Raw genomic sequence first — 22,879 nt, forward strand, 5'->3', positions numbered from 1 at the left:
TTACTGCTTGGATGGGTCGGCAGCTGATTTCTCGTCGCCTGGGAGGACGTAATCGGTTCCTTCCCACGGGGAGAGGAAATCGAAGTGCCGATATTCCTGCTTGAGTTCCACCGGCTCATAAATCACGCGTTTCGCAGCGTCGTCGTAACGAACTTCGACGAACCCGGTCAGCGGGAAATCCTTGCGCAGCGGGTGTCCTTCGAAGCCGTAATCCGTCAGAATTCGGCGCAGGTCCGGATGGCCGGTGAAGAGGATCCCGTACATGTCCCAAGCCTCGCGCTCATACCAGTCCGCGCACGGAAAGAGCTCGCAGGCCGATGGCACCGCTGATTCTTCGTCGGTCTCGAGCTTAACCCGAAGCCTCAGGTTTTGCGTCGGAGATAGCAGATGATAGACAACATCGAAACGCTCGGCCCGGCCCGGCCAGTCGACGCCACAGATGTCGAGTAGGCAGACGAAGCGGCAGTTTTCATCGTTCCTCAGGAAACCTAGCAGCTCAATGATGTGCTCCCGGCCGGTGTGTAGCGTAAGTTCTCCCAGCTTGAACTGATGGTCCGAGATTGCCTGCGGCACCTTGTTGACAAGGTATGATGCGAGTTCGGGAAGATTTCCGCTCAAAGGTGGCTCCATGCGCGCGTTGAAGGCAGTCGAACCCACAAGCGCCCGTTGGGTTCCCGCTTCGGCGAGAATTCGGTGGCGGCGGGTTCGTCTTACGTCGAGGGCGCCGCACCCTCGGCTGGCCGTCAGCAGAGGGTAGGGTAGCTATTGCTGGACTTATGAGACCTCGCGATGGCCGGAAATAGAGGGCCGAGATTGACCGCTGGCAGTCAAGGTTGGCTTGGCTCTGACTACTGAACAAGAGCATCATGAGGTCGGCGGACCGAACCGGCACCATGGTGCTTGCCGTGCGACGCTGGCGACGGCAGGCGGAGGCTGCTGATGTCGCGCAGCCGACGGCGTCGACCACGCGGTGGCGGGTGAGTGTCATGCCTTCGGGGGAGCGGTCGATGGGATCGTCATGGACACAGAGGGTGCCGATCACCTGCAGGGCGGCGAATTCGCCATGGTGGCGAAGATCGCCATGTGTCGGCCGGCTGGTCCTGCAACTGATCGAAGAGCTGCAGAGGCGCGGCCTTGGCGTCCGCCGAGCGCACCTGATTTCGAAGAGGTCGACGGTACGCGGCCGGCGATCCGTCCAGCACGGTGAAGCCAGTGCGCGATGTCGCGTGGCTGACGAAGCTGTTTTGTGGAGAAGATCGAGCCCGGGATCGGGATCGGAAGCTGACCCTGTTCGCGGCGATGACCGAGCCGCTGGAGGAGCGCCAGGGATCGTCATCGCTGGTCGAGGAGGATGTTACCGACGTTACGCCGCTGATCGATATTTACGGCAGCCGAAGCCAGCTTGTGTATCGGGTGATACGACGGCTTCATGAAATTCCCTCTTGTTTGATTCTGCAGCTCGCAAACTTCGGAGCGAATTGTTTCATCGGACCTGTCTAAACCACACGCGCAAGCAGCCGCCAGTGGCAGAAATCACCAAAGCTGGTGGCTAGAAGCCCAAACGTCCGCTTGCGCCCTAAACAGCTACACGCCGGAGAAACTCCGGTCTCGGGCTGGGCGCAGATGCGATGGGGCGTCTTTGATGTCGGCAAGTATGCCGCGCTTCTTTAGGAACCGGCGAAAATTGTCTGCGACAGCCTGAGCCGGAAGTTGGCCGCTTGCTGCCTTCCTGCATGCGTCCAACATCACCTCGTAGACGATGTCGCGGTTGTTTTGCGGCCATTCGTCCAGGAGATCAAGACGTCGTCGAGACCATTGATCTCCTGTATGAAACGCTTCCGCTGCGCGTAAATCGGGCGGCCGCCGCGAGGGCAATGGATAGGGCAGCCGTTGGCGGCGAATCATTACCATGCAGATGATGCCAGGCGGCAAACGGTGTGGAGCTGACGAAGGAGATTCGCTCGCGCCGCAAGGATCTACCCAAGACCAACGGTTATCCGGAGGCGGCGAAACAGGCGGCGGAGAACGAGAGCATCAAGATCCCGCGGAAGCCCAACTGTCGGGACTCGCGGATCGCTTCGGCGAACTAGGACTGTGTGTCCTTTCACCAGTCATTTGTATGGGAGCGCAGAGACGCCGATTGCGCGCCATCTTTCGGCCTCGCTGCGGGCGCTGTGGAGGCCGGGTGCTCTGGGCGTATCCGAATAGAATGCCGTCATGAGCATTGAAGAAGTGTCGAGCCATATCCGTTGCTCCTGAACAGGCAAGAGCAATAAGATTCTCCCAGTCATCCGGCGGCCTGACCGCTGCTGAGCGCGCAAGGCCATGCGCTGTCCAGTGTTCCTGCGGTAGATGCGCCAATTCGTTGTTTCCCGCACTTTGTCGTAATGGCGGGCGATATAGTGAGCAAAAATGTCGCGCATGCCATTCGCCGTCCAGATTTCGATGGGCCACTTGGGATCGAGGATCAGGTCGACGTGTGCGAACATCTCCTCCGCGGGTGGATGGTATTCGGGACCGAGCGTCCGTCCCCAGTGATACCAGACGCTGTCGCCAATAGGCGGCGGAAGCGCCAAGCCGGCCGAGAAGGGATTGACGAAGTCCAATACGGCGACAGTCGCTTGGCGAGCGCCCAACTGGGACAGCACGTCCGACGCCTCAGCCAGAGTGCGATTATACTGCACAAAGTAGTCGTACTGACCAATACTCCATGTCTCGACGAGCCGAATTCTCGAGAATTCCGGCAGCGGCATAGGCTCGCCCTGCCCGGCGATGGCGTAACGGGCATGAATGGCGACAGCCGAGGCATTGCTTATCGCCGCTGGCACAAGCAGAAATGCCAGCAGAAGCGATAGGACGAGGCGAGCCTTCCGGTGCAGTCGGGAAAGCTCGCCATTCAAAAGAGATTGAGTGATGACAGCAGCGCTCGGCCCCAGCGTCAGGATGCCCGCGCGTTGAAAGTTTTGTTCAATCAGCAGCACACCGGTTAAGACGCAAAAACCGATAAAAAAAAGACGGCGGTAGCTTGGTGCGAGGACAAGAAAGATGCCGGCGGCAATCGCGTAGACAGTGAGGTCAGCGAAATTGTTCAGGAAAACGTACCCCAGAGCGCCGAGGGCCGGCAGCCCGCCACTATTCTCGCCCGCAAGGCGCAGATCGGCGAGGTAATTGAGGCTGCCGCGCCAGAAAAGTTCGATGGCAATGACGCTTATCGCGATCATCCCGAACGCCAGCGCCGTCCAGCCGATTTGACGTCGGTCGGTTGCCAGGAAGACCAGAAATGCGAGCTCTACAACGCTATAGGTGATCTTCGTGTAGAGCATGAACAATACGAGGAAGCTTGCACAGGCGGCATCCACGGCCTTGCTCCCAGCGCTGGTTAGGCGGGGCAGGTACATGACCAAAAGAAGACCGAGCGAAGACCAGCCCAGCCGATTGTAGAACATCGCAAATGTGAGATCGCCGATCCGTTCTCCAGGATTGGCAGGAGCCGCGACGAGCAAAAGCAGAAAAGCTGCCAACGGCAAACCGAGCGCCTTGTGCATGCGGCTGCCGAGGATCGCCGCGGCAACGGCCGCGAACAGGAGGGTGACTATGGCCATTCCCACTGGCATCGCACCGCCCATACTTCCCGAAAGGCCATAGCCGACAGCGGGAATATAGAAGGTGAGCGCTCCAAGCGACGTATGGAAATCCACGTTCGGAACTTGTCCCGACCAGATGCGATGCGCACCACCGAGAAAAACAAACAGATCGTTGACGTATTTGGAGGTGATCGTCTGGCTGGGCAGAGCGAGAAGAGCTGAAAGCACCAGAGCAAATGGGACGATGGCGGTCCACCAGACGGTTTGGCGGCCCGCCCGTGGCGATGCGCCTTCCTGCTCCGGCATCGACCTCACTGCCTGGGTCATCGCGCCTCGCTTTCCAACGCGGTCTGTGGTCGCTGGTAAATCGTCCATTCCGGCGTTTTCTGCACCATGTCGTAATTCTTCGAAATGAAGGGGCCATACAGCTCCTGCAAAGGCAGGCTATTGATGCCAGTCTTCGGCACCATCACAATCTTCACGTCGGCGAACAGTGCTTCTGGTGGGATGTAAGCCTTCTCATTGATGTTGCGGTTCCAGTGGAACCACGCAGTGTCACCTGTGGGAGGACGTATCCCGAGACCCGCTGAAAAGGGGTTGACGAAATCGAGCACGAACACCCGTTCGAGCGGAATCGGCAGGGCCTGAAGTAGGGCCCCCCCACTTTCGATACTATCGAGGTAGCGCTGTATGAAATCAGGCTCGCCACCGGGCGGGTCGATTTCCCGGACGTCCTCAAAAAGCGGAGGGCCAAGGGGCTTGCCCACATTCTCCGCCGCAAGAGCCGTGTGGAGAGCGATCGCCTCTCCATGATGGACGATGGGCGGCAACAGAAAGAAGATCAGAAGCAGCGGTAGTGCAGCGGCAAGACGAGCAGGCTTCTCCATTTGCGCGCTTGGATCGACAGATTGAAAGCGCCGTGCCTTTTCCACGACGACGGCCGCTCCGCAATAGAGGGTGATGATACCCCAGCTGTGGGCGTTCTGGTTGATGATTGCCAATCCGGCACCCACGCAGAAGCCACTGTAGAGGAGGTCTCGAAGGCTGCGGATGTGCCAGAAGGCAACCAGCGCAAACACCGTGAAAACCACCAGATCCGACAGATTCTCACGGACATTTTTCAGTATGCTGCGAACGTCGTGATCACCGCTGACCCGTGCGGCGGCCCGCAGATCCTCTATATGATGAAGCGTGCCGCGCCAGAAGAACTCGATTACGATCATTGCCAGTACGGTCAGGAGCAGACTGAGCAGGATCCAGGAACGTTGCTGCCGGTCCAACAACAAGAAGATCAAAAAGGCCACGCCGCAGAGTCCGTAGGTTGCTTTCGTGTAGAATTGGACAAGTAGAAGAAAAGCCGTCGCGAGAATGTCTGCAACGTCGTTGCGCGCGGCGTCGGATCTCGGCTTCAGGTACAAAACCAGGATGAGCCCGAGAGCGACCCAGCCGATGCGATTGTAGAACATCGCGAAAGAAAGAAGCCGGACCGGACTTCCGAGATTGATAGGGACAGCGAGAATAAGAATCAGGAATATGCCCAAGGCGATGGCTAACGGCGAGCTGAGGCGCGAAAGAAGGACACGGATCATCGCAGGCATGAACGCGACGATCAGGAGCGCCATTCCTATCGGTATCGCGGCGCCGAAATTTCCGGACAGGAAGTAGCCAAGGGCAGGGATATAGAAGACCAATGGTCCGAGCGCCGTGTGAAAATCACGGTTTGGCACCTGCCCAACAGCAATACGATGCGCTCCATCAATGAATACCAAAACGTCGTTGATGAAAGCGGTGTTAATGGTCCGTCCAGGAAGGGCAAGCATCGCGGAACAAATAACCGCGACCACCAGGAGCGCAACTTGTGCGGAAAAAAGGCGGCGCTTCATCTAGACCCCATCCTTCCCGGGTGCAGGTCTCGATCCGCATCGAAGCGCGGAAAAAACCGACAAGACGGACAGCGCAATCTACCTCTTGTTCCGCCGGCTTCGATCACAGCCGCAACCTTTTGAAGATCGGTTCCGGGACGCCTCGGATTATCGCCATGAGTGGATACCAAATCCGTCTGACATAGACGACGTCCCCTCCCTTGCTGCCATCGGCAACGGCGAAAATCCTTTGAGCGACCTCTGCAGGCTCGGCCGTAAGCATTGGTGGAAGCTTCATTCCATCAGTCATCCCCGTTCGGACAAAACCGGGTTTAATGGTGAGGACGCGTACCCCGGCTGTGAATAGTCTGTTCCTGAGACCGGACAAGAACGCCGTTAGGCCAGCTTTCGCGGCGCCATACACATAGTTTGATCCTCTCCCGCGGTCGCCGGCGACCGAACTTATGCCGACGATGGTGCCGGACCCACGCGCGGCAAACCGGCTTGCCAGGAGGCCGAGCATCAAAGCCGGTCCTTCGAAATTCGTCCGCATCACCATAGCGGCGTGTTCGAGTTCCCTTTCGGCGCGGGCCTGCTCGCCGAGTTCGCCGACGACACAAATGGCCGTGTCAGGCAATGGCGACACGGTGCTCAGGAACTCTTCGAAGCGGCCGGTATCAAGAATATCCAGTTCATGGGCTGCGACGGAGGCGCCGGTGCGCGTGACGATGTCATCGGCCTCGCGTTGAACAAGCTCACGCCTGCGTCCGACCAAATGAACGTCCCAGCCCGCCTCGGCATAGACCAGGGCAGTCGCACGACCAATATCCGACGTCGCGCCAATCAGGAGCAATGTCTTGCCGATGGCTTTCATATTCCAAGCCTTTTTCCCAGCTGGGAACTAAAGTGTCGGTCAGCCCCCGTTGTTCGTCGCACCTCCTTGAACGCCTGCAGTTGGGGGTAACCGGCTTCGAATGTGTGGCGGGATTGCCTCGCATCCTTGGCGAGATAGAGCCGTCCTCCCGCCGCGACAACCAGCTTGTCAATTTCGTCTAACAGCTGGAACACGTCGGGCGCGACCGGCAGGTCGAGCGCGAGGGTATACCCTGGCGCCGGAAATGACAGAAGGCCTGCGCCACCCCTCAGCCTTTTCAGAACGGCCAGGAACGAGGCTTTCCCAGAACGAGCGAAACGATCGAGCATACTGCTCAGAACCGCAAGTGCGTTTTCGTCAGGCACCACGCACTGATGCTGCAGAAAGCCGCGCTTGCCGTAGAGGCGATTCCATTCGAGCAGACCATCAAGCGGGAAGAAGTAGCTGTTCCAGTCGACCAACGAGGCTCGGCCTGCTTTGCGGGCACCCGCCTGATAGTAAAGTTCGTTGAATGCAGAAACACTCGCTTTGTTGAGCGCCCAACCAGGCAGATCGACCGGCAGTGAAAAACGGGCTGCCTTGATGTGAGGCAATAGCGCTGCCTTTGGCATTTGAGCGATGTCGTTTTCGATGGCGTGCTCTCCGACAAAGATCAGCGAGCGGCCGAGCGAAGCGCCCCGCGAAAGGCAATCGACCCAGGCGACGGAATAGGCCGCGTCATCTGTCTGCTTCAAGGCTTTCAGCGTATCGCCAAGGTTTTCCGTCACGACTTGGTTTTGGACAATCCACCCGGTAGTGATGGGCCTCAGCGTAAAAGTAGCTTCAGCGATGATGCCCGTCAGGCCCATACCACCGACCGTTGCGAAAAAAAGCTCGGAATTCTGGGTTCTGCTGCAGGTAAGGATCTCGCCACCGGCAACAACCAGCTTGATTTCGCTAAGGTGCTCTCCAAAGCCACCGTCGCGATGATGGTTCTTCCCGTGCACATCGGATGCGATCATTCCTCCAACCGTGACGAACTTCGTTCCTGGCACCACTGGGGGGAAATAGCCCCGGGGGATGAACGACCTGAGAATCTCTGACAGCATGACGCCACCTTCGACGGTCAGGGAGGCAGTCACCTGATCGAAGCTTTTCATCCGGTTCAATCCGCCGAAGGTCAAAGTGAGATGCTCACCGACAGCGGCATCTCCATACGAGCGGCCGTTGCCGCGAGCAATCAGACCCGCGCGCGATGACACCAGTCCAGGCAGCGTCTCCGGCAGCCTGCAATCAATCACTTCACTTTTATGGCGTGGATAACGTCCCCATCCCTCCATCGGTCTGTCACGCCCCCTCCAACTTGAAAACGAATTTTCGGTCCAGCGCGAATTTTGAGACGTAACCGATCGCCAGACCGATCGCGCCGCCGGCATACTTCGCAACATCCGTTCTCCACACTATCCAGAAGACGATTTCGAATCCCCAGAATATGATTGTCGTCACGACGCTGAACAGGCCGTAAAGGACGATCTTGAGCAATTCGTCGCCGTGCGATTCGTATCGGTCAAAGAAGATCCACCTTTTGTCGAGGAAGTACTTAAGCCCGAATCCAGCCGCAGTGCCCGCGAGCATTGACGGCGCGAGGCTTTGCGACGGGTAGATCTTCACGACAGCCGCCTGAATCGCAAAATTTGCCAAAGTCGAGACGATCGCGAACACGACATAGCGAACTGCGATCCGGGGCGGGATTCCTTCACCCCCATAATGGGAACGCATCTTGCTCACCTCACAGTGCGGCGACAACAAAGGCGCTGGCAACGCCCAGAGTCGCAAGACTCACCTTGTCTTTGATCGCAAATACGACCGGATCGTCATGCATCAGTCCCCTATGGGCCAGCAACAGGATGCGGGCAATCCAACAAGCCAGGATTGGTCCAGCCAGCCATAAAATCCCTGGCCGAGTGTAGAGATCCTGCACGCTGTCGCTTGCAGCGTAGAGCGCATACAATGTGAGCGCGTTCATACCGGCCCCGGCCGCCAACGCGCCGACCATGCCGATGTCACCATTCTTGTAGTCGCGGCTCTTGGAGTCGGGTAGGTTCGCGGCTCGGCGCGAAATGAGCTCAGTGTAACGCTTGACGAGTGCAAGCGATAGGAACCAGCTCATCATGAAGGCGAGCAGCCAAGGAGAAGGCCAAACAGAGATCGCCGCCGACCCTCCTACCACGCGTGCGGTGTAAAGAGCGGCAAGGGTCACGACATCCAGGATCATCTTCCGCTTCAGAACGAACGAATAGGCGGTGGTCAACGCAAAGTATCCGGCGAGCACCAAAATGAAGGCGGGTGTAATCGTCAGGGCGACCATAAACGACAGCAGAAGGAGAACGGGGATTGCCATGAGCGCGTGTGAGAGCGGGATCTCGCCACAAGCGAGCGGTCTGCGGCATTTGCTGCGATGTCCGCGGTCGTCCTGAAGGTCGACCAGGTCGTTCAGCACATAGACGCTCGACGCGCAAAGCGAAAAGGCGATCAAAGCCAGAGCGGCATTGGCGAGACTATGGACGTCGAAGAGCTGATTTGTCAGCAACGGGATAAAGACGAGCCCGTTCTTGACGTATTGATGCGCCCGCAGCAACCGCGCCCAAGTCCGCCAGGTCGGTCTGTCGTGCGCAAGATGTTCGACATTGTCGCATTGGCGCGACAATCGCCGAGCAACCCTGGCGGACGACCGAATTGCGTACGCTTTTCCGGCATGACGCCATACAGGCAGATCTGCCGCGTCGTTGCCGACATAGTCGAAGCCGCCATCGCTAAAGGCCGCGACGAGCTTTTCCGCCTTCACCTCGGCGGCGCAGTTTGTCATCTCGTCGGTTGCAAACCAGCCGTTGAAGACACCTAAATGGTCGGAAATGCGCGAGACAAGGCGCTCGTGAGTCGCGGATGCGAGATAGACCTGACGTCCCTCATGCCGCGCCGTATGGATCAAGTTCAGAACTTCGGGATCAAAGGGCAGGATAGCCGGATCGAAATCCGCCGGTATGGAAAGACGGTGCTTGAGGCATGCCTTTCCCCTGCACGTTGCGAGGACAAGGTCAACGATGGAAAAGGGGCGGCGCCTGAGTTCAGAAAAGGCGGTCTCGATCAGAAGGTCGGATCGAACCAAGGTGCCGTCGAGGTCGATGACCAGCGGCCGCGACGAATCCGAACTTTGCGGTGTCGAAGAGCCACCCACCGATGACATCGTTCGACGAGGCAAAATCCACTCGTTTTCCTGGCCCGTCGGCGGAGAATCTCTTCGAAGTTCAAACTCCTGGCGCAATTCGCTCAAAGGATTTCCCTTTTTTACCTTGGCTCGGTGGAAATCGCCGAACAACGGCCACGCCGCTTAGTTCCATGGCGTCCCAAAAGAGGCGTCGTGACGGCTTGCACGACGTTCCCGCACCTCCACTTTCCAGCAGGCAGCGGATATTCCTGCGCTAAAAAATGATCAATAATCAAGCGAGCACCTGCTCGTTGCCATGTCACGAGCAGGTTGCGCTGAGCGACGTACTCTACCGGACGGAGTTTCGACGGCGGGAACAAAACGGTCATGTACCGGTTTTGTGCCCCATACAAAGGACCGGATGATCGAAGCGATGAACTTGGCTCTTGTTTTTGGGACATTGACACTGACCTGCTGGATGATTGGCGGGGCTATTGCAGTCTTCGGAAATGCGGAGCAATGCCATCCCCACCGTCAGCAGATCAGCGAGTTCGTCACGCTCGGCTTGAACATCCTTGGACTCCTCTGCGCAATCATGATGGGAGCCGTTCTGGTCGCGCAGTAGTGACGATACGGTTGAGCGGCTTTTAATTGCCAGAGGCTCCGCTTGGCGTAAGATCTTTGCCTACCGTTTTGTCAAGCTTGGGGCTCATGTCAGTGGGATGGCCTGCGCAGTCTTTGAAACTGCGCGGCTTCGGCAATCCTACACCTAGCTTGTCAGGTGTAAATCCAGCTCGCGATCGCAACCGCCAGCGCAACAAGAGCCAGTGTGGCGATGAAGATGCGCAGAGGGTTAGAGCGCGTCGTCTGGGGTGTGGTCTCTGCACTCCCCGGTTCACGCATGGCGACATCGTAGTCGCGCTGGCGATCGGCCGCTCCCCTGCTCTGGGTATGAAGCGCCGTTTCGATTTCTTCGTGGCTCATCGGCTGACCGGCGGCCTCAGCATCTGTTTCGAGGGGTGCGGCTGCGGGGTCAAATCCCGACCTGATGTCTCCACTGTCTCCTGATTGGATTCGACCGCGCACCTCGGCAGCGGTCTTGCCATCTTTCTTGGTCATCGCGGTCCTCCGAGTTGGCTTGATGTTGATGCCGCCCGTCACCCCCCACTCAATCTCCGGATCGAGATCGAGCCCCGCGGTGACGATGAGGCCGACAATGATGCCAGCGGCCACATAGGATGACAGCTGCCATTTGGGTGAACCTTCTCGATTGTCGGCCCTACTCCTACTCCTGGTAACCCTTCAAAAGAAGGCATATGCCTGCAGATGCCGCTAACAATAAAGGTCGGCAAAGGTTCCAAGGGCGGCTCCTCGATCCGGTAGGCTGCAACAGTCGAGTGCGCCTCCGAGCGCTTGAGAACGACTTATCAACGCTCTCGGACGCGCTGACGACGGAACGCCGCTGCTCCACGGGCACGGGCGCTTCGCAACTGGCACGGTTGACGCAAGGCACCGAGGTTCGGAAGTTAAGGGCGCGTCAGGACGCGACGAAGCGATGACAAGTACTCGTCACAATGATCTCCTACTTGATAGGAATCCCTTTTTCAGCGAACCCGTCTTTCAACCTGTCGATGAGGTCGTACCGGGTATCCGTCCACTCGCTGGTCGAAGTCCAGTACTCGATCTTGAGCGTCGTCTTGTCGGCCGTCAGGTCATCGGAAAGAACGCGAGGCGAGGGATTTTGTTTGACGCGATGATCGGCTGAGACGATATCGAGGATGATTTTTTTGACAGACCCTACATCGACATCATTGCCGATGGCGATGGAAAGCTCCTGTAGCCGGTCCGGTTCGCGGCTGTGATTGAGGATCGGCGTGTTCCAGAGGTTCGAATTCGGAGCCATCAAGTATAGTCCGTTCGCCGTTCTCAGTTCAGTCGCAAACAAGCCAACTTCAACAATTTTGCCCTTGACGCTGGACGTCTCGATGTATTCCCCAGTCCGAAACGGCCGAAGCACCAAAAGCATGATGCCGGCGGCGATATTCTGCAATGTTCCTTGCAAAGCAAGTCCGATTGCCAGGCCGGCTGCACCCAGGGCTGCGACAATCGATGCGGTCTGAACGCCAAACTGTCCAAGGACCATGACGAAGACCAGGACCAACAGACCATAGTGCAACACATTTTCGAAGAAGCGAGCAAGCATCTCGTCAATGCCGTGGATCCGGGACAAGCCCTTGTAGGCCCACCTGCTGACGAAGCTCGACAAAATCCACCCCCCCCACGAGGAGAACAACGGCCCCGGCGAGCGAAAGGCCGTAATGAACTGCTAAGGTGCCGATTTGAGCAAGAGCAGTCGGGGTTTTGAGAATGGCATCAGTCGTTTGGTTTTCCATGCTGTTTCGACACTCGGATGAATTACAGTTGGGTTCCGCAGCGACGATCGTCACAAGCGAAGCGAGCGAGATGTCTGAAGGAATGACGGCAGGTGCGTCCTCGGCAAGAACCGTCGTCTTGTTGGTCAGCTCGGCCTCGAGAATCTGATAGAAATCGTGCTCTTCGGCGTTATCACGCTCTTCGATCTTTGCTCCCCATTTTCCTCACCCGTTTCGAGAACTTCTGAACTGGGGTTCACTGCTTTCGGAAGATGTCCTTTCAGGCATCGAGGAGCGCGAAAAGCAGCGGCAGTACTGCGGTCGCCTGAATCAGTCCCACAGAAAATCTGGGCCCGTGACCTGATAAGTGAGTTTGAGAGTGCCATCTGGCTGAACCTGATATCGCTCAAAGACCCGGTAGCCGAATTGATCGAGGAAGGTGTTCTTCACGATCGTTCCTGGCTTATACCGGGAGTAGACCACCTTGCCGTAGGTCAGACTGCCTGGCATTGGCCGCTGCGGGTCTGTCAGTGAACAACCGCTGACCGCGATGAGCAGTCCGAGCACCAGGTACCTCATTGTTCCTTGTACGATTGCAATCGCTCGCTCCCACAGCCTGTGCCACAGAGAATGTCTCGCTTAACCACTTTGTGCTGGGGATGTTCCCGACATATTGTTGGAAGGAGGTGTATGAAGGAACGGAAACTGGCGCTGATTGCAAAACCTAGGCTGAAACAGCTTTGGCTGAAAAGGGATTTCACCTCGGCGGCGCGGTGGGCAAGACCAAACGCACCGGCTGCTAGTCAATATCTGCCGTTCGGGTGGAGAGATCGGTAAGACGCGGTTCAAGGAAGGGTTCGCCAAGAAGTGGAACCGAAACGGAGGAACGACGGGCTCATGACCTATTGACGAAAGCCGGCGTTCCGCATCGATGGCCGATATCACTGTCAATGATGAGACGCGGACGATGGCGCGTTTACCTGCAGCGAGTGAAGGCTATCAAACTTCATGATCAGTAGCGTGACCAGTTCCTCGCGCGTCCTATGTCCTTCATTATAGAGGTCGACCGCCGCGCTGCAAAGCAGCTGCATTGATTGTTCCGTCGGCGCAGCGTGATTGTGCCGGTACCAAGTCTGGACGGCATCGGAAAGCACGTTTACGTCGTCCATCTGAAGTGAGAGATTGAAGTCCGTCATCTCATGCTCCTTGAGCGTCGCAACAATTCGCCCGGACCGCGATAGGAAATCTGGTACTGCATTAACCTCCCAAGGACAACCATCAGTACGGTGGCGCACGGTTGCCGCGAGCCTCCGCCAAGTCACCGCGATCCGCTTCTCCAACGATTTGTACGGAACCGCGCAGGAACCGGTATCGCACGCGCCCGGTTAGAAAGGCGGATCGCGGGAGGGGAAGCCATGTTTACTTGCACAACGCCCTTTGCACTCTCCGCGATCCACCCTCCCAGGGGATTGGCCGCGCGGAGGCAGGGTTGTTTGGTGTTTCCATCCAATGCCTTCGGTAACGCTCTGCGCGGCCTCCTGTTTTAAATCTGCCGACGAAGGAACAAGAGTGGCCGCCGAGAGTAAGGCCGATGGGCCACGCATCCGTTTCCTTTTACGCGGCCTACTCCTCCAAACTTCCCCAACTAGCCCCGCCTTTTACGCGGGGCTTTTTTCTGAGTCTCATGCGGCTAGGTTTGAATGTGGTCGATCGACAGCCCGGGTGGAACAACTTTGCTATCGAGAGGTTCGGTGGGATTCTCGTTGGTGGAGCAAACCATGCCGAAGTATTTTTTCCACATCCGCCGGAACGATGTCTTCGAGGAAGATTTAGAAGGCATCGACTTGGCTTCGCCTGAACAGGCACGGGAGGAAGCGGTCGCGGCCGCTCGTGAAATAGTGGCGGAGGGGATCCGGAGGGGCGATCCGGCAGACGGAGCGACTTTCGAGATCATGACCGAAGAAGGCTCGCTGGTCGCAACCGTTCCTTTCCGGTCGGCTGTCGGCCTGGAATAGCGCCCTCGCGGAAGCCGGGCTTAGCTCTCCACCGTTCAAAGATGGATGGATTGACGGCGTTGTTTGGAACTGTGGCATCTCCAGTGCGTGAGCGTTCGACATTTCTATCCTTCATCTTTGCAGCCAATAAGTTCGCATTTTGGCTTCCGGCCCCTGCTCACGAAGTTTTTTATTCGCAAGGCTACCACTGAACGCACTTCCCGCAATCACTCTCCGTCAACGTAACTGTCAGCAGGCGACGCGAATTTGCTGAGGGCTTTTGCAATGGCAAGCACCAGTCCTGCGGCCGCTTCTGTCCGTCCTTCCTCAGTTGTTGCGTTGACGAGCACGAAGCCGTGCCGGCGAACAATGCCTAGTGCTTGGTCCACAGCCCAGGAAGGAAGAGTGTGGGCGGGACGGGACATGCCGCCAGCCCCTTCATTTGCGCGCATCATCATGAGTATGGTGGCTGTCGCGTTCGCCACCTCCTCCCGATACGTCGCTTCGCGCTTTGTTATCCGATACCGCCGGGGGCTTTTTTACCTCCAGCGGCGCTCTGCTGCTTTCGTGCGACGCACCAGGGCCGCCCTGACGAACTGTGGATGGATGCTTCGATGATGTCGACATGGCTCCTCGCTTTATCGATCCTGCTGGTAACCCTGATGGGTCGTGTTGACCTTGCTGTTGCCTTGCTGTCCGACCTTGTCTGGGTTCTTGGCGGCAGCTACCAGCCTGCCGTCATTATCCGCGTGGGAAGTTTCGCCGGAACCCTTGTCGGAACGGTTGGCCTCCGGCGTCGGCGGCACTTTGCTGCTCATGATATCCTCCTAATCTGGCTCTCTGTTGGCGGCATGGTCTTGATACTGCTCTGTCTGCACGGTTTTGCCATCGAGACCGCGCTCGCGTGAGTGCTGCGCCTTGTCTCTGTTGGACAGGACCATGTTGGGCGGCAGAGTGTCCGGGTCGAGATCAGTCATTGCGCCTGACCCGTCACCTTTGCCTTTGGCGCCGGCGCCGATGTGCTTTCGATCCGCATTGGGCATGAAGCTCCTCCTTCTTGGCTTGCTTCGTGGGCTCTCAACAACGAAAGGCTCCTGAAGTTCCCGACGGAGTGATTATTGGAAATCAGAGCTTACTTCGAAGGGCTCAACCGATTTTGCCGCACGAAGCTTCGAGACGGATGTGCTGGAATAGTGGTCCTCATGTCGAGGAGCCGGTGATTGCCGAAAGCACCCCTTGGTGGTTTAAGCCTCGGCTCATTGAGCCGACCCAAACCTGGATCCACGACGTGCCGCCAGCGGACGACAAACTAAAAAATCATTGGCATAGTCCGCTGCAGATGGAACTTGACCAATGCTGCTCGGTTCGCGGGTCACAGGAGGCAACACATGTCAAACAAAGCGGATAACGGAAGCAAGCCATTGGCAGCACCGATGGTGGCCAAGATAGAGCCGGAGGATCAGCGGTCGCTCAACCTGGAGGACGTCGACATGAGCCGGGCGTGCGTCCAAGGAGACGTGCTGGTTTCCAAAGGCCAGTCGAGCACCTTCGTCTCGAAGCTCAGAAAGCCGAAGGATGGCTGACGCAGCTTACATTCCTGAAGCCGGCTTCTTCCACTCGTTGCAGGTCAGCGCAGCTTGAATTGGACCGTGAATACTGTCGACCGTTGGACGTTCGGCTGCTTTGGCGGGTGACTGGATGGTCGTGGCATATCCCCTTTCGGGATTCGGTGATCGACATCACCCCGGGATGGGGCGCCATCAGCCAAAGTGGTGAGATCGATCTTATGAAGGGATTGGAGGGACTGCAGGCCGTCAATAGTGTGGTGCTGTCCCTCCTTCGCACAAAGCCCGTCAAGGTTCCGGATCGCGCCACCGCACCCGATGGCGGTGCCGGTGCCCATTCAGGCCATAGATGAGAACGGCTCCGGTCAAGGCGATGGCGACAGCTGTGATCGTTTTTGCAGACGGCACACGCTTTCTCACGCGCCAGCCGCCGCTGGTCCCGGTTCCAGCAGCATTTGGTGACATCACGCTGCCGTCGGTGTTAGGCACTGGTTTGGCTTTCTTCCGGATCGCTGCAGCAGTGGCGCCGACGAGACGCTCGACGGGACCGCGTGCAACCGTATAGGCCACCTGACCGGCACGGGCCGGCCACCCAACGGCGACCTCGTCGCGCGGTATAAGAGCAACGCCGACGATGGCCTCGGCCACATCCTCAGGATCGTACAGGAAAGGGGGCGGCTCCAAAGCATGGCCAGTGTAGTTCGCACCGTGCTCGATAATCGGCGTGTCGATGACGGCGGGAAATACTCCGCAGACATGAATGTGGGGCATGCCTACCAGCTCCTGTCTCAGGCTGGCGGCAAAACCTCTCAGCCCGAATTTGCTGGCCGTGTAGGACGCGGCAAAGGGGTTCGGCACCCACGCTGCCATGGAGACGACATTGATCAGGGTTCCTCGGTTCTGTCGCATGAAGATCGGCAACACGGCGTAAGCACCGGACATCGCGCCAAGCAGATTTACCTCGATCGTCTTGCGATGCAGTTCGAGTGGCGCGTCGTGGTATGAGCCTGCGACGCCAGTGCCAGCATTGTTGATCCACACGTCAATCCCGCCGAACGCGACTTCGGCGGCATCGGCCAGCGCTGCCACTGCGTCAGCATCCGTGACATCCATCGGTACTACGATTGCTTGAACACCCAGCGACTGACATTCGCGAGCCACTTGCTGCAAGACATCTGCGCGGCGCGCTGCAAGGCAGACACGAGCGCCACGTCTGGCGAAGGCGAGCGCTGTCGCACGACCAATCCCGCTCGATGCGCCGGTGATGACGACCGATGATCCGCGAAGATCCTGCACGCTTTTGGCTCCCACTTATTTTACAGTATTCGACTGTTTCCAAGAACCCTGTCGCCGGGCTGTGGTTCCGATCTTCGACTACGCGCTGCCGAAGGTCTTCCATTGGCCGATCATCCGGAAGAAAAATGTGTAGTGCCACTCCGCGAATTCGTCGGGATGGCGACTACCTTGTCCCTCACTGTGCTCGTTCCCGTTCGATGGCGAGACGTCGCCGGAGCCAATCAAAGCCACAACGTCGCGAGCTAAAGACCGCGGCTGCGTGCGTTATCGTACTGGAACGGCTGTTACCTGGCTTGGTTCGGCTGCCGAGGAGGATGCATGCAGTACCAAGAGGCAATTCGATCACTGACAGATGCGGTGGCGAGACGGCAGGCGATCCTATTCGTTGGAGCCGGGGTTTCCATGAGCGTTGGTCTTCCATCATGGGAAAGCCTGATTGCTCATATCCAGTCAGACCTTGGAATTGACTGTTCGACCAACGATTGTCATCGAAGCTCGTACCAGGAGATTGCGGAGTTCTATCGTCTCAAGCATGGCTCGATTTGTCCGCTCGTCGAGTGGATGAGCCAAGAGTGGCGAGTCGATCCTGATTGTCTGCGGAAATCGCATCTGCACCGCCTGATAGTGGATGCCGATTTCCCGTTTATTTACACCACCAACTACGATGCTAATCTTGAAGCGGCCTATGAGGCGTTCGGCAAACCATACGTTAAGATAACGGGGGCCGCGGATCTGGCCGCAGCTTTGCCGGGCCTCACGCAGATCATCAAGTTCCACGGGGACTTTTCCAATCCCGAGGGTCTCGTCATCACTGAATCCGATTATTTCGACCGGCTGTCATTCGACGCTCCGATGGACATAAAGTTCAGGGGTGACGCATTTGCCTCGACGCTTCTTTTCGTCGGCTACAGCATGACGGATCTGAACATCCGCTTCCTGCTCCACCGGTTATGGAAGACGTGGCGCGATACCGGCCAGGAGCGGGCCCGACCCCCACTCTACATCGTGATGCACGACGCCGACGATGTGCAGAAGCATGTTCTTGACCGATGGGGCGTTACAGTGATCGAAGGAAGGGGTGGAAACGCTGAAGAGTCTCTTTTGCTGTTTCTACAGGAGTTGAAAAACTCTCTTGCGGCTCAGAGGGCGTCCTGTGGATCAGCGGACGCTTTGACTTTCAGCCGAGCCTCGCGACAAACGAAATCCGACAAACTGGTCTCCGATGAACCTCGTTCCTGTTCGACGACAGCCTCTTCGTTGCAAGGAACATCTGTCGCGGCTTTCGATGAGGCTTCGAAAACATGATTGGCGAGCTGGAAATCGATCTCGCCGCGATAGCGTTCCCCATCGCATCGGTTCTTCATGAGGTCAGCACTTGAGGGCGAGCCGGATGTGGAAGACCGCGGTGCGTCTGGTCGGGTGCGGCGGTCTGGGAATCGTATCATCATGACGCCCGAATTGGCCGCGCCTCTATTTGCGACGAGCAATTCATCCGGTGCCAGTGCTACATACATCCGCGCAATCGCAATTCGCGATATTGTCATCGGCCTCTGCTTGGTGGTTGGTCCTTATTTTTCGATTGCCGGCACAACCATGTCGATCGCTGCAATCAGCGTCATTCCCTGCGGCGATCTTGTTCTTGTCTGGCTCGCGGGTGGCGGGCTGCTTTCGCTTCTCCCTCATGTCGGGAGCGTGGTGTCGCTACTGGCGCTTGCTGCGTGGAGAAGCCGCGTTGCCTGACCCCCAGACGCTTGATCATAGTACGATGTCGTACAGGAACAGCAACGACAAAAGTGACGTTCGGCAGCACGATATTTGAGGTTCCCCAAGCATGATCGAATGGTGGCAACGTGCCGCGATCTACCGGACTTTCCCTCGATCATTCCAGGACAGCGACGGCGATGGAGAGGGGGACATTCAAGGTATCATCCGGCGCTTGGATTACCTCCCCTGGCTCGGCATAGACGCGATATGGCCAGGGCCGACCTACAGGTCGCCGCTCCTCGATAGCGGTTATGATGTCAGCGACTTCCGCTCCGTCGATCCTGTCTTCGGCAGCATGCAGGATTTCGATGCGCTGATCAGTGAAGCTCACGCCCATGGCCTAAAAAGTCATTCTCGTTCAGCTAAAGTGAAGAAGATTGAAGACAGGCAGGAACCTCCAGGCGCGATCAAAGTTCGCGTTGACATAAATGAGAACCCACTTGGAGAAAGCAATGAGCAGCTCTGACACGACAAACGATCACGGCACCATTCAAAAATGGGCAGAAGCGCGCGACGGTCGGCCCTCCGTTGTTCGTACTGGCGGAAAGGGTGGCGTCCTTCGGATCGATTTCGGCGAAAAGGAAGCGGATTTCGAGGAGGTCAGTTGGGAGGAGTTCTTCAAGATCTTCGAGGAGAACAAGCTGAGCTTCCTTTACCAGGACAAGACAAAGGACGGGAAGACGAGCCGCTTCAACAAGTTTGTCGAACGTGAGTGACGTTTGTTTGCCCTTCATGAAGTCGCCGTCACCGGTGATAATGCGCGTGCCTGCAGATGCCCTGCGAGGATACCAGATAATGCTTGTTCGATCTTCGCCGGGCTGTCTTGGAGCAGCCGAACGACAAAGACGTGCCCCCTATGCTTTTGGGCTACGATTAGATCCATGGCGGCGTTCTCCGCCCCGCCCACCGCGCAATCGTCGAGCTGATGCCAGCGCAAGAGGGACGCGTTCTCGAGGTGGGAGTCGGGCCCCGGCTGTTGCTGCTTCAATACCCGGCGCACCTGCAGGTGACCGGTCTCACATGCTCGCCAAAGCACGCCAAAGAATACAGGATCACCGGCTTGAACATGTCGTCCTGCAGGTGGGTGACGCGCAAAAGCTTGATTTCTCACCCGCGAGCTTCGGCGTTTTGGTGCTGCCGTTCGTGTGCAGGGAGCGATAGAGCGAGCAATCGCTCCGGCGTTCGAGCGGATCTGCTGGAGTGCGACATTTTGGTCTCAGCGTCTTTTGCGATGGATCGAGGGCCGAGGCGATTTCGAAGTCAGCGAATGGCGGCCTGTTTCCCCGCTTGGACTGTTCAAGGTGATCAAGTTGACACGGGTGGCGCGAGGTAGGCGAAGCCTGATACATTCTCTGCTTTCACCCAGCTTCATAGCGCGAGGGATCGCACGGTGCGAATTCCGACAATGCCGGACGAGGTCGCCAGGACGGTGTATAACTGTGGCGCTTGCACAGAAGGAGCTGAAAATGACGCTTTTGCCGACGGTGTTGCTGTTAGAGGACGAAGCTTTGATCGCGCTCGACATCCAACAGACTTTGCTGGGCGCCGGTGCGAAAGACATCGTACATCTCACGTCGTGCAGCGCCGCAACTGACTGGCTAGGGATTTACATGCCTGATCTTGTGATCCTCGATATATTCTTGCTCGACGGCGAAAGCACGGACATTGCGAGCCACCTCGTCGAGCACGGCATTCCCTTTGTGGTCCATACGGCTCGTCGGAAGGTGACGCAGGAGAGCCATCAGGTGTTGCTCAATGGAGAATGGGTTTGCAAACCGGCACGACCTGACGAACTAATCCGGGCAATCGGTCGGTGCCTCGAACAACGGCGCGACAAAGGCGGGCTTGGCTGCCGCGATCTGAATACACGTCACGCGGCTTGATTGTGGCTAGTCGCGACAGTTGAGTCGTAGTTAGACCAAGGCGGCTGTGCCGGCATAGCCTGCGTTGCTGGCGACGGCCTCGAGGCGCTGCGGAACGACTTACAGCAGGTTTTTCAAGTGTTTTTTTGTGGTCAGCTTGTAGATGTCCAGCCGATTTCGCCGTGGCGGCATCTGATCGAGAGCACGATCAGCCGTGTTCCGTCCTGGTAGCCCCGGCCCCAACGCGCACCGATCGACTTCCGGGAGTAATCGAACGTCTTCATCCCGATTTCGCCTGCGGCGTTTTCGTAAGCCAGGGGGATGATCTCGATCTCGGGACCATCCTACCGGCGAACCGGCTTTTCAGCGCGGCAAGCCCATGCTCGCGCTCTTGGCAAAGAGGGGGTCGGTTGTCCGGCCTAGCGCTCCATCAAGCGAGGCCGGGACAGCGCCTTCTGTCGAAAAGAGATCGACGCGAATACACGTCACCGGATCGGTGGGTTCTTCCGATAGCAGGCAAGCTATTGGGAGGTTGGCTGACACTCCAACAAGTTCCCGACCGCCAATTTCGACCGGCGGGTAGAAGATTGGCAGCGCAGTACCTTTCATGATGTGATCGACGTTCAAAGCCACGATATCGCTGTCGAACACGATGTCCTCGCCCTTCATCCAAGGTGGTAACGACCAGAGAGATGCCGCCGCTGCCGATCCGGTCGAACTCGATCAGGCGTTCCAAGGTTTTGCGCTGGGGCTGGGTGTCGAATAGGCTGTCGTCTACGCCCATGAAGGGAAGCGTCGACCACAGCCGGGGAAGCCCGGCTTGTACAGCGCGGGTCGCCCCGTCAGCAATTCCCGCACGGTCACGGTCGAGCAGCTTTTACCAGGCGGCATGAACATCGCCGGACCGTCGTCGCTAACAAGCTGCCAGAACTCCCGCAGTCGCGCCATCCGCTGGTCGAGGGCGTTTCCGGCGATCAAGGCGCCAGTGACTGCTCCTATCGACGCGCCTGCGATCCGCGATGGTTCGACCCGAGCGTGCAGCGCCTGGTAGACTCCGGCATGGTAAGAGCCGAGAGCATTGCCACCGGAAAGACAGAGGCAAGGGCCGATCGTCATTTCGATGCCCCCAGAATGAACGGGAGGTCGCATCAGCCGCCATGGGCGTCATGCCTTGCTGGCCGCGCCTAACATTGTAGACGTGATCAAGCGTCATGATGGTTTGAAGACCTAGGCTTCGAATGGCCTCGATGTAATGAGCAGCGTGCGGCGAAAATGACCCTGAGGATGGATCGGTACCAAGTCATCGTCGTCATTCCCCTGGGCCGTCAAAAACTGCAGACAAACTTGATTTTGCCATTGTGGTTCCAACGAGGGCAGCCTTCGCTGAGCGGGAACATTGGGGCTCCGCAGAAGTTCGCGACCGATCATGAAACGTCACCGCTGTTCAGGAGGATAAGATGGGACAGGAAGGCAGAGAAGATCTCATACGGGATCGCGCCCAGCAGATATGGGAGCGAGAAGGTAAAAAGGATGGTGATCACGAACGCCACTGGAGGCAGGCTGAGCAGGAGATCAGAGAAGAGCAAGTCGGCGAGGAGGGGGCCAGTGATACCGGAAGCCAAACCGGCCGCAAAGCGGGTGGCGCGAAAGGCATCGCCAGCGGCGTGCAGCCAGGCAGGATGTCTCCAGGAGGAGGACCGGCAGCCGGCGCCGATAGCATGGGCGTCAAGAATAAAGGCGGCAAAGGCATCTCCGGTCCGAATTAACAAGGCATACTGATATGAATGATGTTACCGAGAACGATGCTGAATTTCTCGAACCAGGTCCAGGCCGGCGGGTCGAGGCGCTCGCCGGTCGCGTCGCTGTGGTCACCGGCTCCGATTCCGGAATAGGCCGCGCAATTGCCGAAGCCTTCGCGCTGGAGGGTGCCGACGTTGCAGTTACCTATCACAGAGGAAGGCGCCTGAGCGACTGCGGCGCAAGTGGAAGCCGCCGGTCCACCCGCGATGGTACAAAGTAGCGACGTGCGCGACGAGGCGAGCGTGATGATGTTCATGGGTTCATTCCAAGAAACGCTTGGGTTGACCGATATTCTCGTCAACTGCGCCGGCATCGGCTGCTCCAAGCCCTTTGTAGAAACAAGGTTCGAGGACTTCGACAATGTCGTCAAGACGGATCTCTACGAAACGTTCTTCTTCTGCCGCGAGTTCGTGCGCCGCGGTCAGGGAAAGCTTGGCGGCAAGATCATCAACATCACCTCTGTCCACCAGGCGATCCCCATTCGGGGAAACCCCAGCTTGCGCACGGACGATCCGCAAGCGCGGGCTAAGGAGATGCCACGCATCCCGTGGCGCGACTTGCCGTTTACCCTGCTTCTGACCATATGTCACCTGGCAAAGCTTCACTATCGACAGCAGGCTTGAGATGAACTAGGGCCAGGGCGCAAGCGGATCGGTTGAAATTTGGATGTACCCGCGGCTAGGCCGCCTGGATTTTACCTGCGATGGTTCTTGGGTCTCCGG

The 22,879-nt window shown here is 57.8% G+C and carries 28 protein-coding genes and 3 pseudogenes; 13 read left to right on the top strand and 18 right to left on the bottom strand.

All coding sequences use genetic code 11. The annotated features are described in order from the left end of the window. Nucleotides 1-618, bottom strand: coding sequence for an NADH-quinone oxidoreductase subunit C (locus tag AC245Y_RS33460; RefSeq protein WP_003555392.1), 618 nt, complete (start codon nt 616-618; stop codon nt 1-3). 257 nt (nt 619-875) lie between these two features. Here AC245Y_RS33460 and AC245Y_RS33465 point away from each other — a divergent pair. Together AC245Y_RS33465 and AC245Y_RS33470 are read left to right on the top strand one after the other, a co-directional pair. Further along, nucleotides 876-1,001: pseudogene (locus AC245Y_RS33465) on the top strand (damage-inducible mutagenesis protein); the annotation flags it as partial. A gap of 84 nt (nt 1,002-1,085) precedes the next feature. Further along, a pseudogene (locus tag AC245Y_RS33470) lies at nt 1,086-1,440 on the top strand (DNA polymerase Y family protein); the annotation flags it as partial. A 671-nt stretch (nt 1,441-2,111) separates the two neighbouring features. Here the strand turns inward: AC245Y_RS33470 and AC245Y_RS33475 are convergent. The 6 genes from AC245Y_RS33475 to AC245Y_RS33500 form a co-directional block, all read right to left on the bottom strand. Next, on the bottom strand, nt 2,112-3,911 hold the full coding sequence (locus tag AC245Y_RS33475; RefSeq protein WP_017997384.1) for a hypothetical protein: 1,800 nt from the start codon (nt 3,909-3,911) through the stop codon (nt 2,112-2,114). Then, nucleotides 3,908-5,467: a hypothetical protein gene (locus AC245Y_RS33480; protein ID WP_003555396.1), complete on the bottom strand. Its 1,560-nt coding sequence runs from the start codon at nt 5,465-5,467 to the stop codon at nt 3,908-3,910. The genes AC245Y_RS33475 and AC245Y_RS33480 overlap by 4 nt, the downstream gene beginning before the upstream one ends. A gap of 103 nt (nt 5,468-5,570) precedes the next feature. Continuing rightward, on the bottom strand, nt 5,571-6,320 hold the full coding sequence (locus AC245Y_RS33485) for an SDR family oxidoreductase (RefSeq protein WP_003555398.1): 750 nt from the start codon (nt 6,318-6,320) through the stop codon (nt 5,571-5,573). Then, on the bottom strand, nt 6,317-7,639 hold the full coding sequence (locus tag AC245Y_RS33490; protein WP_026157722.1) for an FAD-binding oxidoreductase: 1,323 nt from the start codon (nt 7,637-7,639) through the stop codon (nt 6,317-6,319). The genes AC245Y_RS33485 and AC245Y_RS33490 overlap by 4 nt, the downstream gene beginning before the upstream one ends. A 7-nt stretch (nt 7,640-7,646) precedes the next feature. Continuing rightward, a complete protein-coding gene (locus AC245Y_RS33495; RefSeq protein WP_003555401.1) occupies nt 7,647-8,078 on the bottom strand; it encodes a GtrA family protein in 432 nt (143 codons plus the stop codon). A 10-nt stretch (nt 8,079-8,088) separates the two neighbouring features. Further along, entirely contained in the window at nt 8,089-9,543 is a 1,455-nt protein-coding gene (locus tag AC245Y_RS33500) for a UbiA family prenyltransferase (protein WP_017997382.1), read from the bottom strand. A gap of 382 nt (nt 9,544-9,925) precedes the next feature. Here AC245Y_RS33500 and AC245Y_RS33505 point away from each other — a divergent pair, with 382 nt between their 5' ends. Continuing rightward, the gene (locus AC245Y_RS33505; RefSeq protein WP_003555403.1) at nt 9,926-10,129 is read left to right on the top strand and encodes a hypothetical protein; all 204 of its coding nucleotides are present in this window, start codon (nt 9,926-9,928) and stop codon (nt 10,127-10,129) included. Between the two features lie 152 nt (nt 10,130-10,281). Here AC245Y_RS33505 and AC245Y_RS33510 read toward each other — a convergent pair whose 3' ends face one another. The 4 genes and pseudogenes from AC245Y_RS33510 to AC245Y_RS33525 all read right to left on the bottom strand — a co-directional run bounded on the left by AC245Y_RS33510 (nt 10,282) and on the right by AC245Y_RS33525 (nt 13,072). Further along, nucleotides 10,282-10,737, bottom strand: coding sequence for a hypothetical protein (locus tag AC245Y_RS33510; RefSeq protein WP_012760451.1), 456 nt, complete (start codon nt 10,735-10,737; stop codon nt 10,282-10,284). A 349-nt stretch (nt 10,738-11,086) separates the two neighbouring features. After that, nucleotides 11,087-11,897: pseudogene (locus AC245Y_RS33515) on the bottom strand (mechanosensitive ion channel family protein). 309 nt (nt 11,898-12,206) lie between these two features. After that, nucleotides 12,207-12,455: a hypothetical protein gene (locus tag AC245Y_RS33520; RefSeq protein ID WP_017997379.1), complete on the bottom strand. Its 249-nt coding sequence runs from the start codon at nt 12,453-12,455 to the stop codon at nt 12,207-12,209. A 368-nt stretch (nt 12,456-12,823) separates the two neighbouring features. Beyond that, nucleotides 12,824-13,072 (bottom strand): hypothetical protein, encoded by a 249-nt coding sequence (locus tag AC245Y_RS33525; RefSeq protein ID WP_003555407.1) that lies wholly within the window; start codon nt 13,070-13,072, stop codon nt 12,824-12,826. Nucleotides 13,073-13,576: 504 nt separating this feature from the next. On the opposite strand from AC245Y_RS33525, the gene AC245Y_RS33530 reads away from it, so the two are divergent. Further along, a complete protein-coding gene (locus AC245Y_RS33530) occupies nt 13,577-13,891 on the top strand; it encodes a DUF6894 family protein (RefSeq protein WP_409934801.1) in 315 nt (104 codons plus the stop codon). Between the two features lie 417 nt (nt 13,892-14,308). Here AC245Y_RS33530 and AC245Y_RS33535 read toward each other — a convergent pair whose 3' ends face one another. The 3 genes from AC245Y_RS33535 to AC245Y_RS33545 are packed head-to-tail and all read right to left on the bottom strand — an operon-like array spanning nt 14,309 to nt 14,913. Next, the gene (locus AC245Y_RS33535; protein ID WP_080635504.1) at nt 14,309-14,497 is read right to left on the bottom strand and encodes a hypothetical protein; all 189 of its coding nucleotides are present in this window, start codon (nt 14,495-14,497) and stop codon (nt 14,309-14,311) included. An 11-nt stretch (nt 14,498-14,508) separates the two neighbouring features. Further along, a complete protein-coding gene (locus tag AC245Y_RS33540; RefSeq protein WP_003555411.1) occupies nt 14,509-14,688 on the bottom strand; it encodes a hypothetical protein in 180 nt (59 codons plus the stop codon). Between the two features lie 9 nt (nt 14,689-14,697). Further along, on the bottom strand, nt 14,698-14,913 hold the full coding sequence (locus tag AC245Y_RS33545) for a hypothetical protein (RefSeq protein ID WP_003555412.1): 216 nt from the start codon (nt 14,911-14,913) through the stop codon (nt 14,698-14,700). Between the two features lie 345 nt (nt 14,914-15,258). On the opposite strand from AC245Y_RS33545, the gene AC245Y_RS33550 reads away from it, so the two are divergent. Then, complete coding sequence (locus AC245Y_RS33550) at nt 15,259-15,453, top strand: hypothetical protein (protein ID WP_003555413.1); 195 nt, start codon at nt 15,259-15,261, stop codon at nt 15,451-15,453. Nucleotides 15,454-15,723: 270 nt separating this feature from the next. Here AC245Y_RS33550 and AC245Y_RS33555 read toward each other — a convergent pair whose 3' ends face one another. Then, nucleotides 15,724-16,731 carry an SDR family oxidoreductase gene (locus tag AC245Y_RS33555; RefSeq protein ID WP_012760448.1) on the bottom strand — a complete coding sequence of 336 codons (1,008 nt, stop codon included), beginning with the start codon at nt 16,729-16,731 and terminating at the stop codon, nt 15,724-15,726. Nucleotides 16,732-17,049: 318 nt separating this feature from the next. Here AC245Y_RS33555 and AC245Y_RS33560 point away from each other — a divergent pair, with 318 nt between their 5' ends. From AC245Y_RS33560 to AC245Y_RS33580, 5 genes are all read left to right on the top strand, one after another. Next, nucleotides 17,050-18,036 carry an SIR2 family protein gene (locus AC245Y_RS33560; RefSeq protein WP_012760447.1) on the top strand — a complete coding sequence of 329 codons (987 nt, stop codon included), beginning with the start codon at nt 17,050-17,052 and terminating at the stop codon, nt 18,034-18,036. A gap of 141 nt (nt 18,037-18,177) precedes the next feature. Next, entirely contained in the window at nt 18,178-18,471 is a 294-nt protein-coding gene (locus tag AC245Y_RS33565) for a DUF4267 domain-containing protein (protein WP_017997376.1), read from the top strand. Between the two features lie 91 nt (nt 18,472-18,562). Further along, the gene (locus AC245Y_RS33570; RefSeq protein ID WP_003555418.1) at nt 18,563-18,961 is read left to right on the top strand and encodes an alpha-amylase family glycosyl hydrolase; all 399 of its coding nucleotides are present in this window, start codon (nt 18,563-18,565) and stop codon (nt 18,959-18,961) included. Beyond that, the gene (locus AC245Y_RS33575; protein ID WP_003555419.1) at nt 18,948-19,211 is read left to right on the top strand and encodes a hypothetical protein; all 264 of its coding nucleotides are present in this window, start codon (nt 18,948-18,950) and stop codon (nt 19,209-19,211) included. The genes AC245Y_RS33570 and AC245Y_RS33575 overlap by 14 nt, the downstream gene beginning before the upstream one ends. 750 nt (nt 19,212-19,961) lie before the next feature. Next, entirely contained in the window at nt 19,962-20,378 is a 417-nt protein-coding gene (locus tag AC245Y_RS33580) for a response regulator (RefSeq protein ID WP_003555420.1), read from the top strand. Nucleotides 20,379-20,509: 131 nt separating this feature from the next. On the opposite strand, the gene AC245Y_RS33585 is transcribed toward AC245Y_RS33580, so the two are convergent. The 3 genes from AC245Y_RS33585 to AC245Y_RS33595 all read right to left on the bottom strand — a co-directional run bounded on the left by AC245Y_RS33585 (nt 20,510) and on the right by AC245Y_RS33595 (nt 21,473). Continuing rightward, nucleotides 20,510-20,641, bottom strand: a complete 132-nt coding sequence (locus AC245Y_RS33585) for a hypothetical protein (protein WP_017997374.1) — start codon at nt 20,639-20,641, stop codon at nt 20,510-20,512. Nucleotides 20,642-20,720: 79 nt separating this feature from the next. Then, a complete protein-coding gene (locus AC245Y_RS33590) occupies nt 20,721-21,008 on the bottom strand; it encodes a patatin-like phospholipase family protein (protein WP_041935868.1) in 288 nt (95 codons plus the stop codon). A gap of 123 nt (nt 21,009-21,131) precedes the next feature. Continuing rightward, nucleotides 21,132-21,473, bottom strand: a complete 342-nt coding sequence (locus AC245Y_RS33595; protein ID WP_210162551.1) for a patatin-like phospholipase family protein — start codon at nt 21,471-21,473, stop codon at nt 21,132-21,134. A gap of 341 nt (nt 21,474-21,814) precedes the next feature. Between AC245Y_RS33595 and AC245Y_RS33600 the strand changes: the two genes are divergently transcribed. The 3 genes from AC245Y_RS33600 to AC245Y_RS33610 are packed head-to-tail and all read left to right on the top strand — an operon-like array spanning nt 21,815 to nt 22,780. After that, the gene (locus tag AC245Y_RS33600; protein WP_017997371.1) at nt 21,815-22,123 is read left to right on the top strand and encodes a DUF2934 domain-containing protein; all 309 of its coding nucleotides are present in this window, start codon (nt 21,815-21,817) and stop codon (nt 22,121-22,123) included. 14 nt (nt 22,124-22,137) lie between these two features. Next, nucleotides 22,138-22,377: an SDR family NAD(P)-dependent oxidoreductase gene (locus AC245Y_RS33605; RefSeq protein ID WP_080635502.1), complete on the top strand. Its 240-nt coding sequence runs from the start codon at nt 22,138-22,140 to the stop codon at nt 22,375-22,377. Then, the gene (locus tag AC245Y_RS33610) at nt 22,364-22,780 is read left to right on the top strand and encodes an SDR family NAD(P)-dependent oxidoreductase (protein WP_080635501.1); all 417 of its coding nucleotides are present in this window, start codon (nt 22,364-22,366) and stop codon (nt 22,778-22,780) included. Before AC245Y_RS33605 ends, AC245Y_RS33610 begins: the two co-directional genes overlap by 14 nt. The last annotated feature ends 99 nt before the right edge of the window (nt 22,781-22,879 follow it).

The organism is Rhizobium sp. SRDI943 (assembly GCF_057653695.1).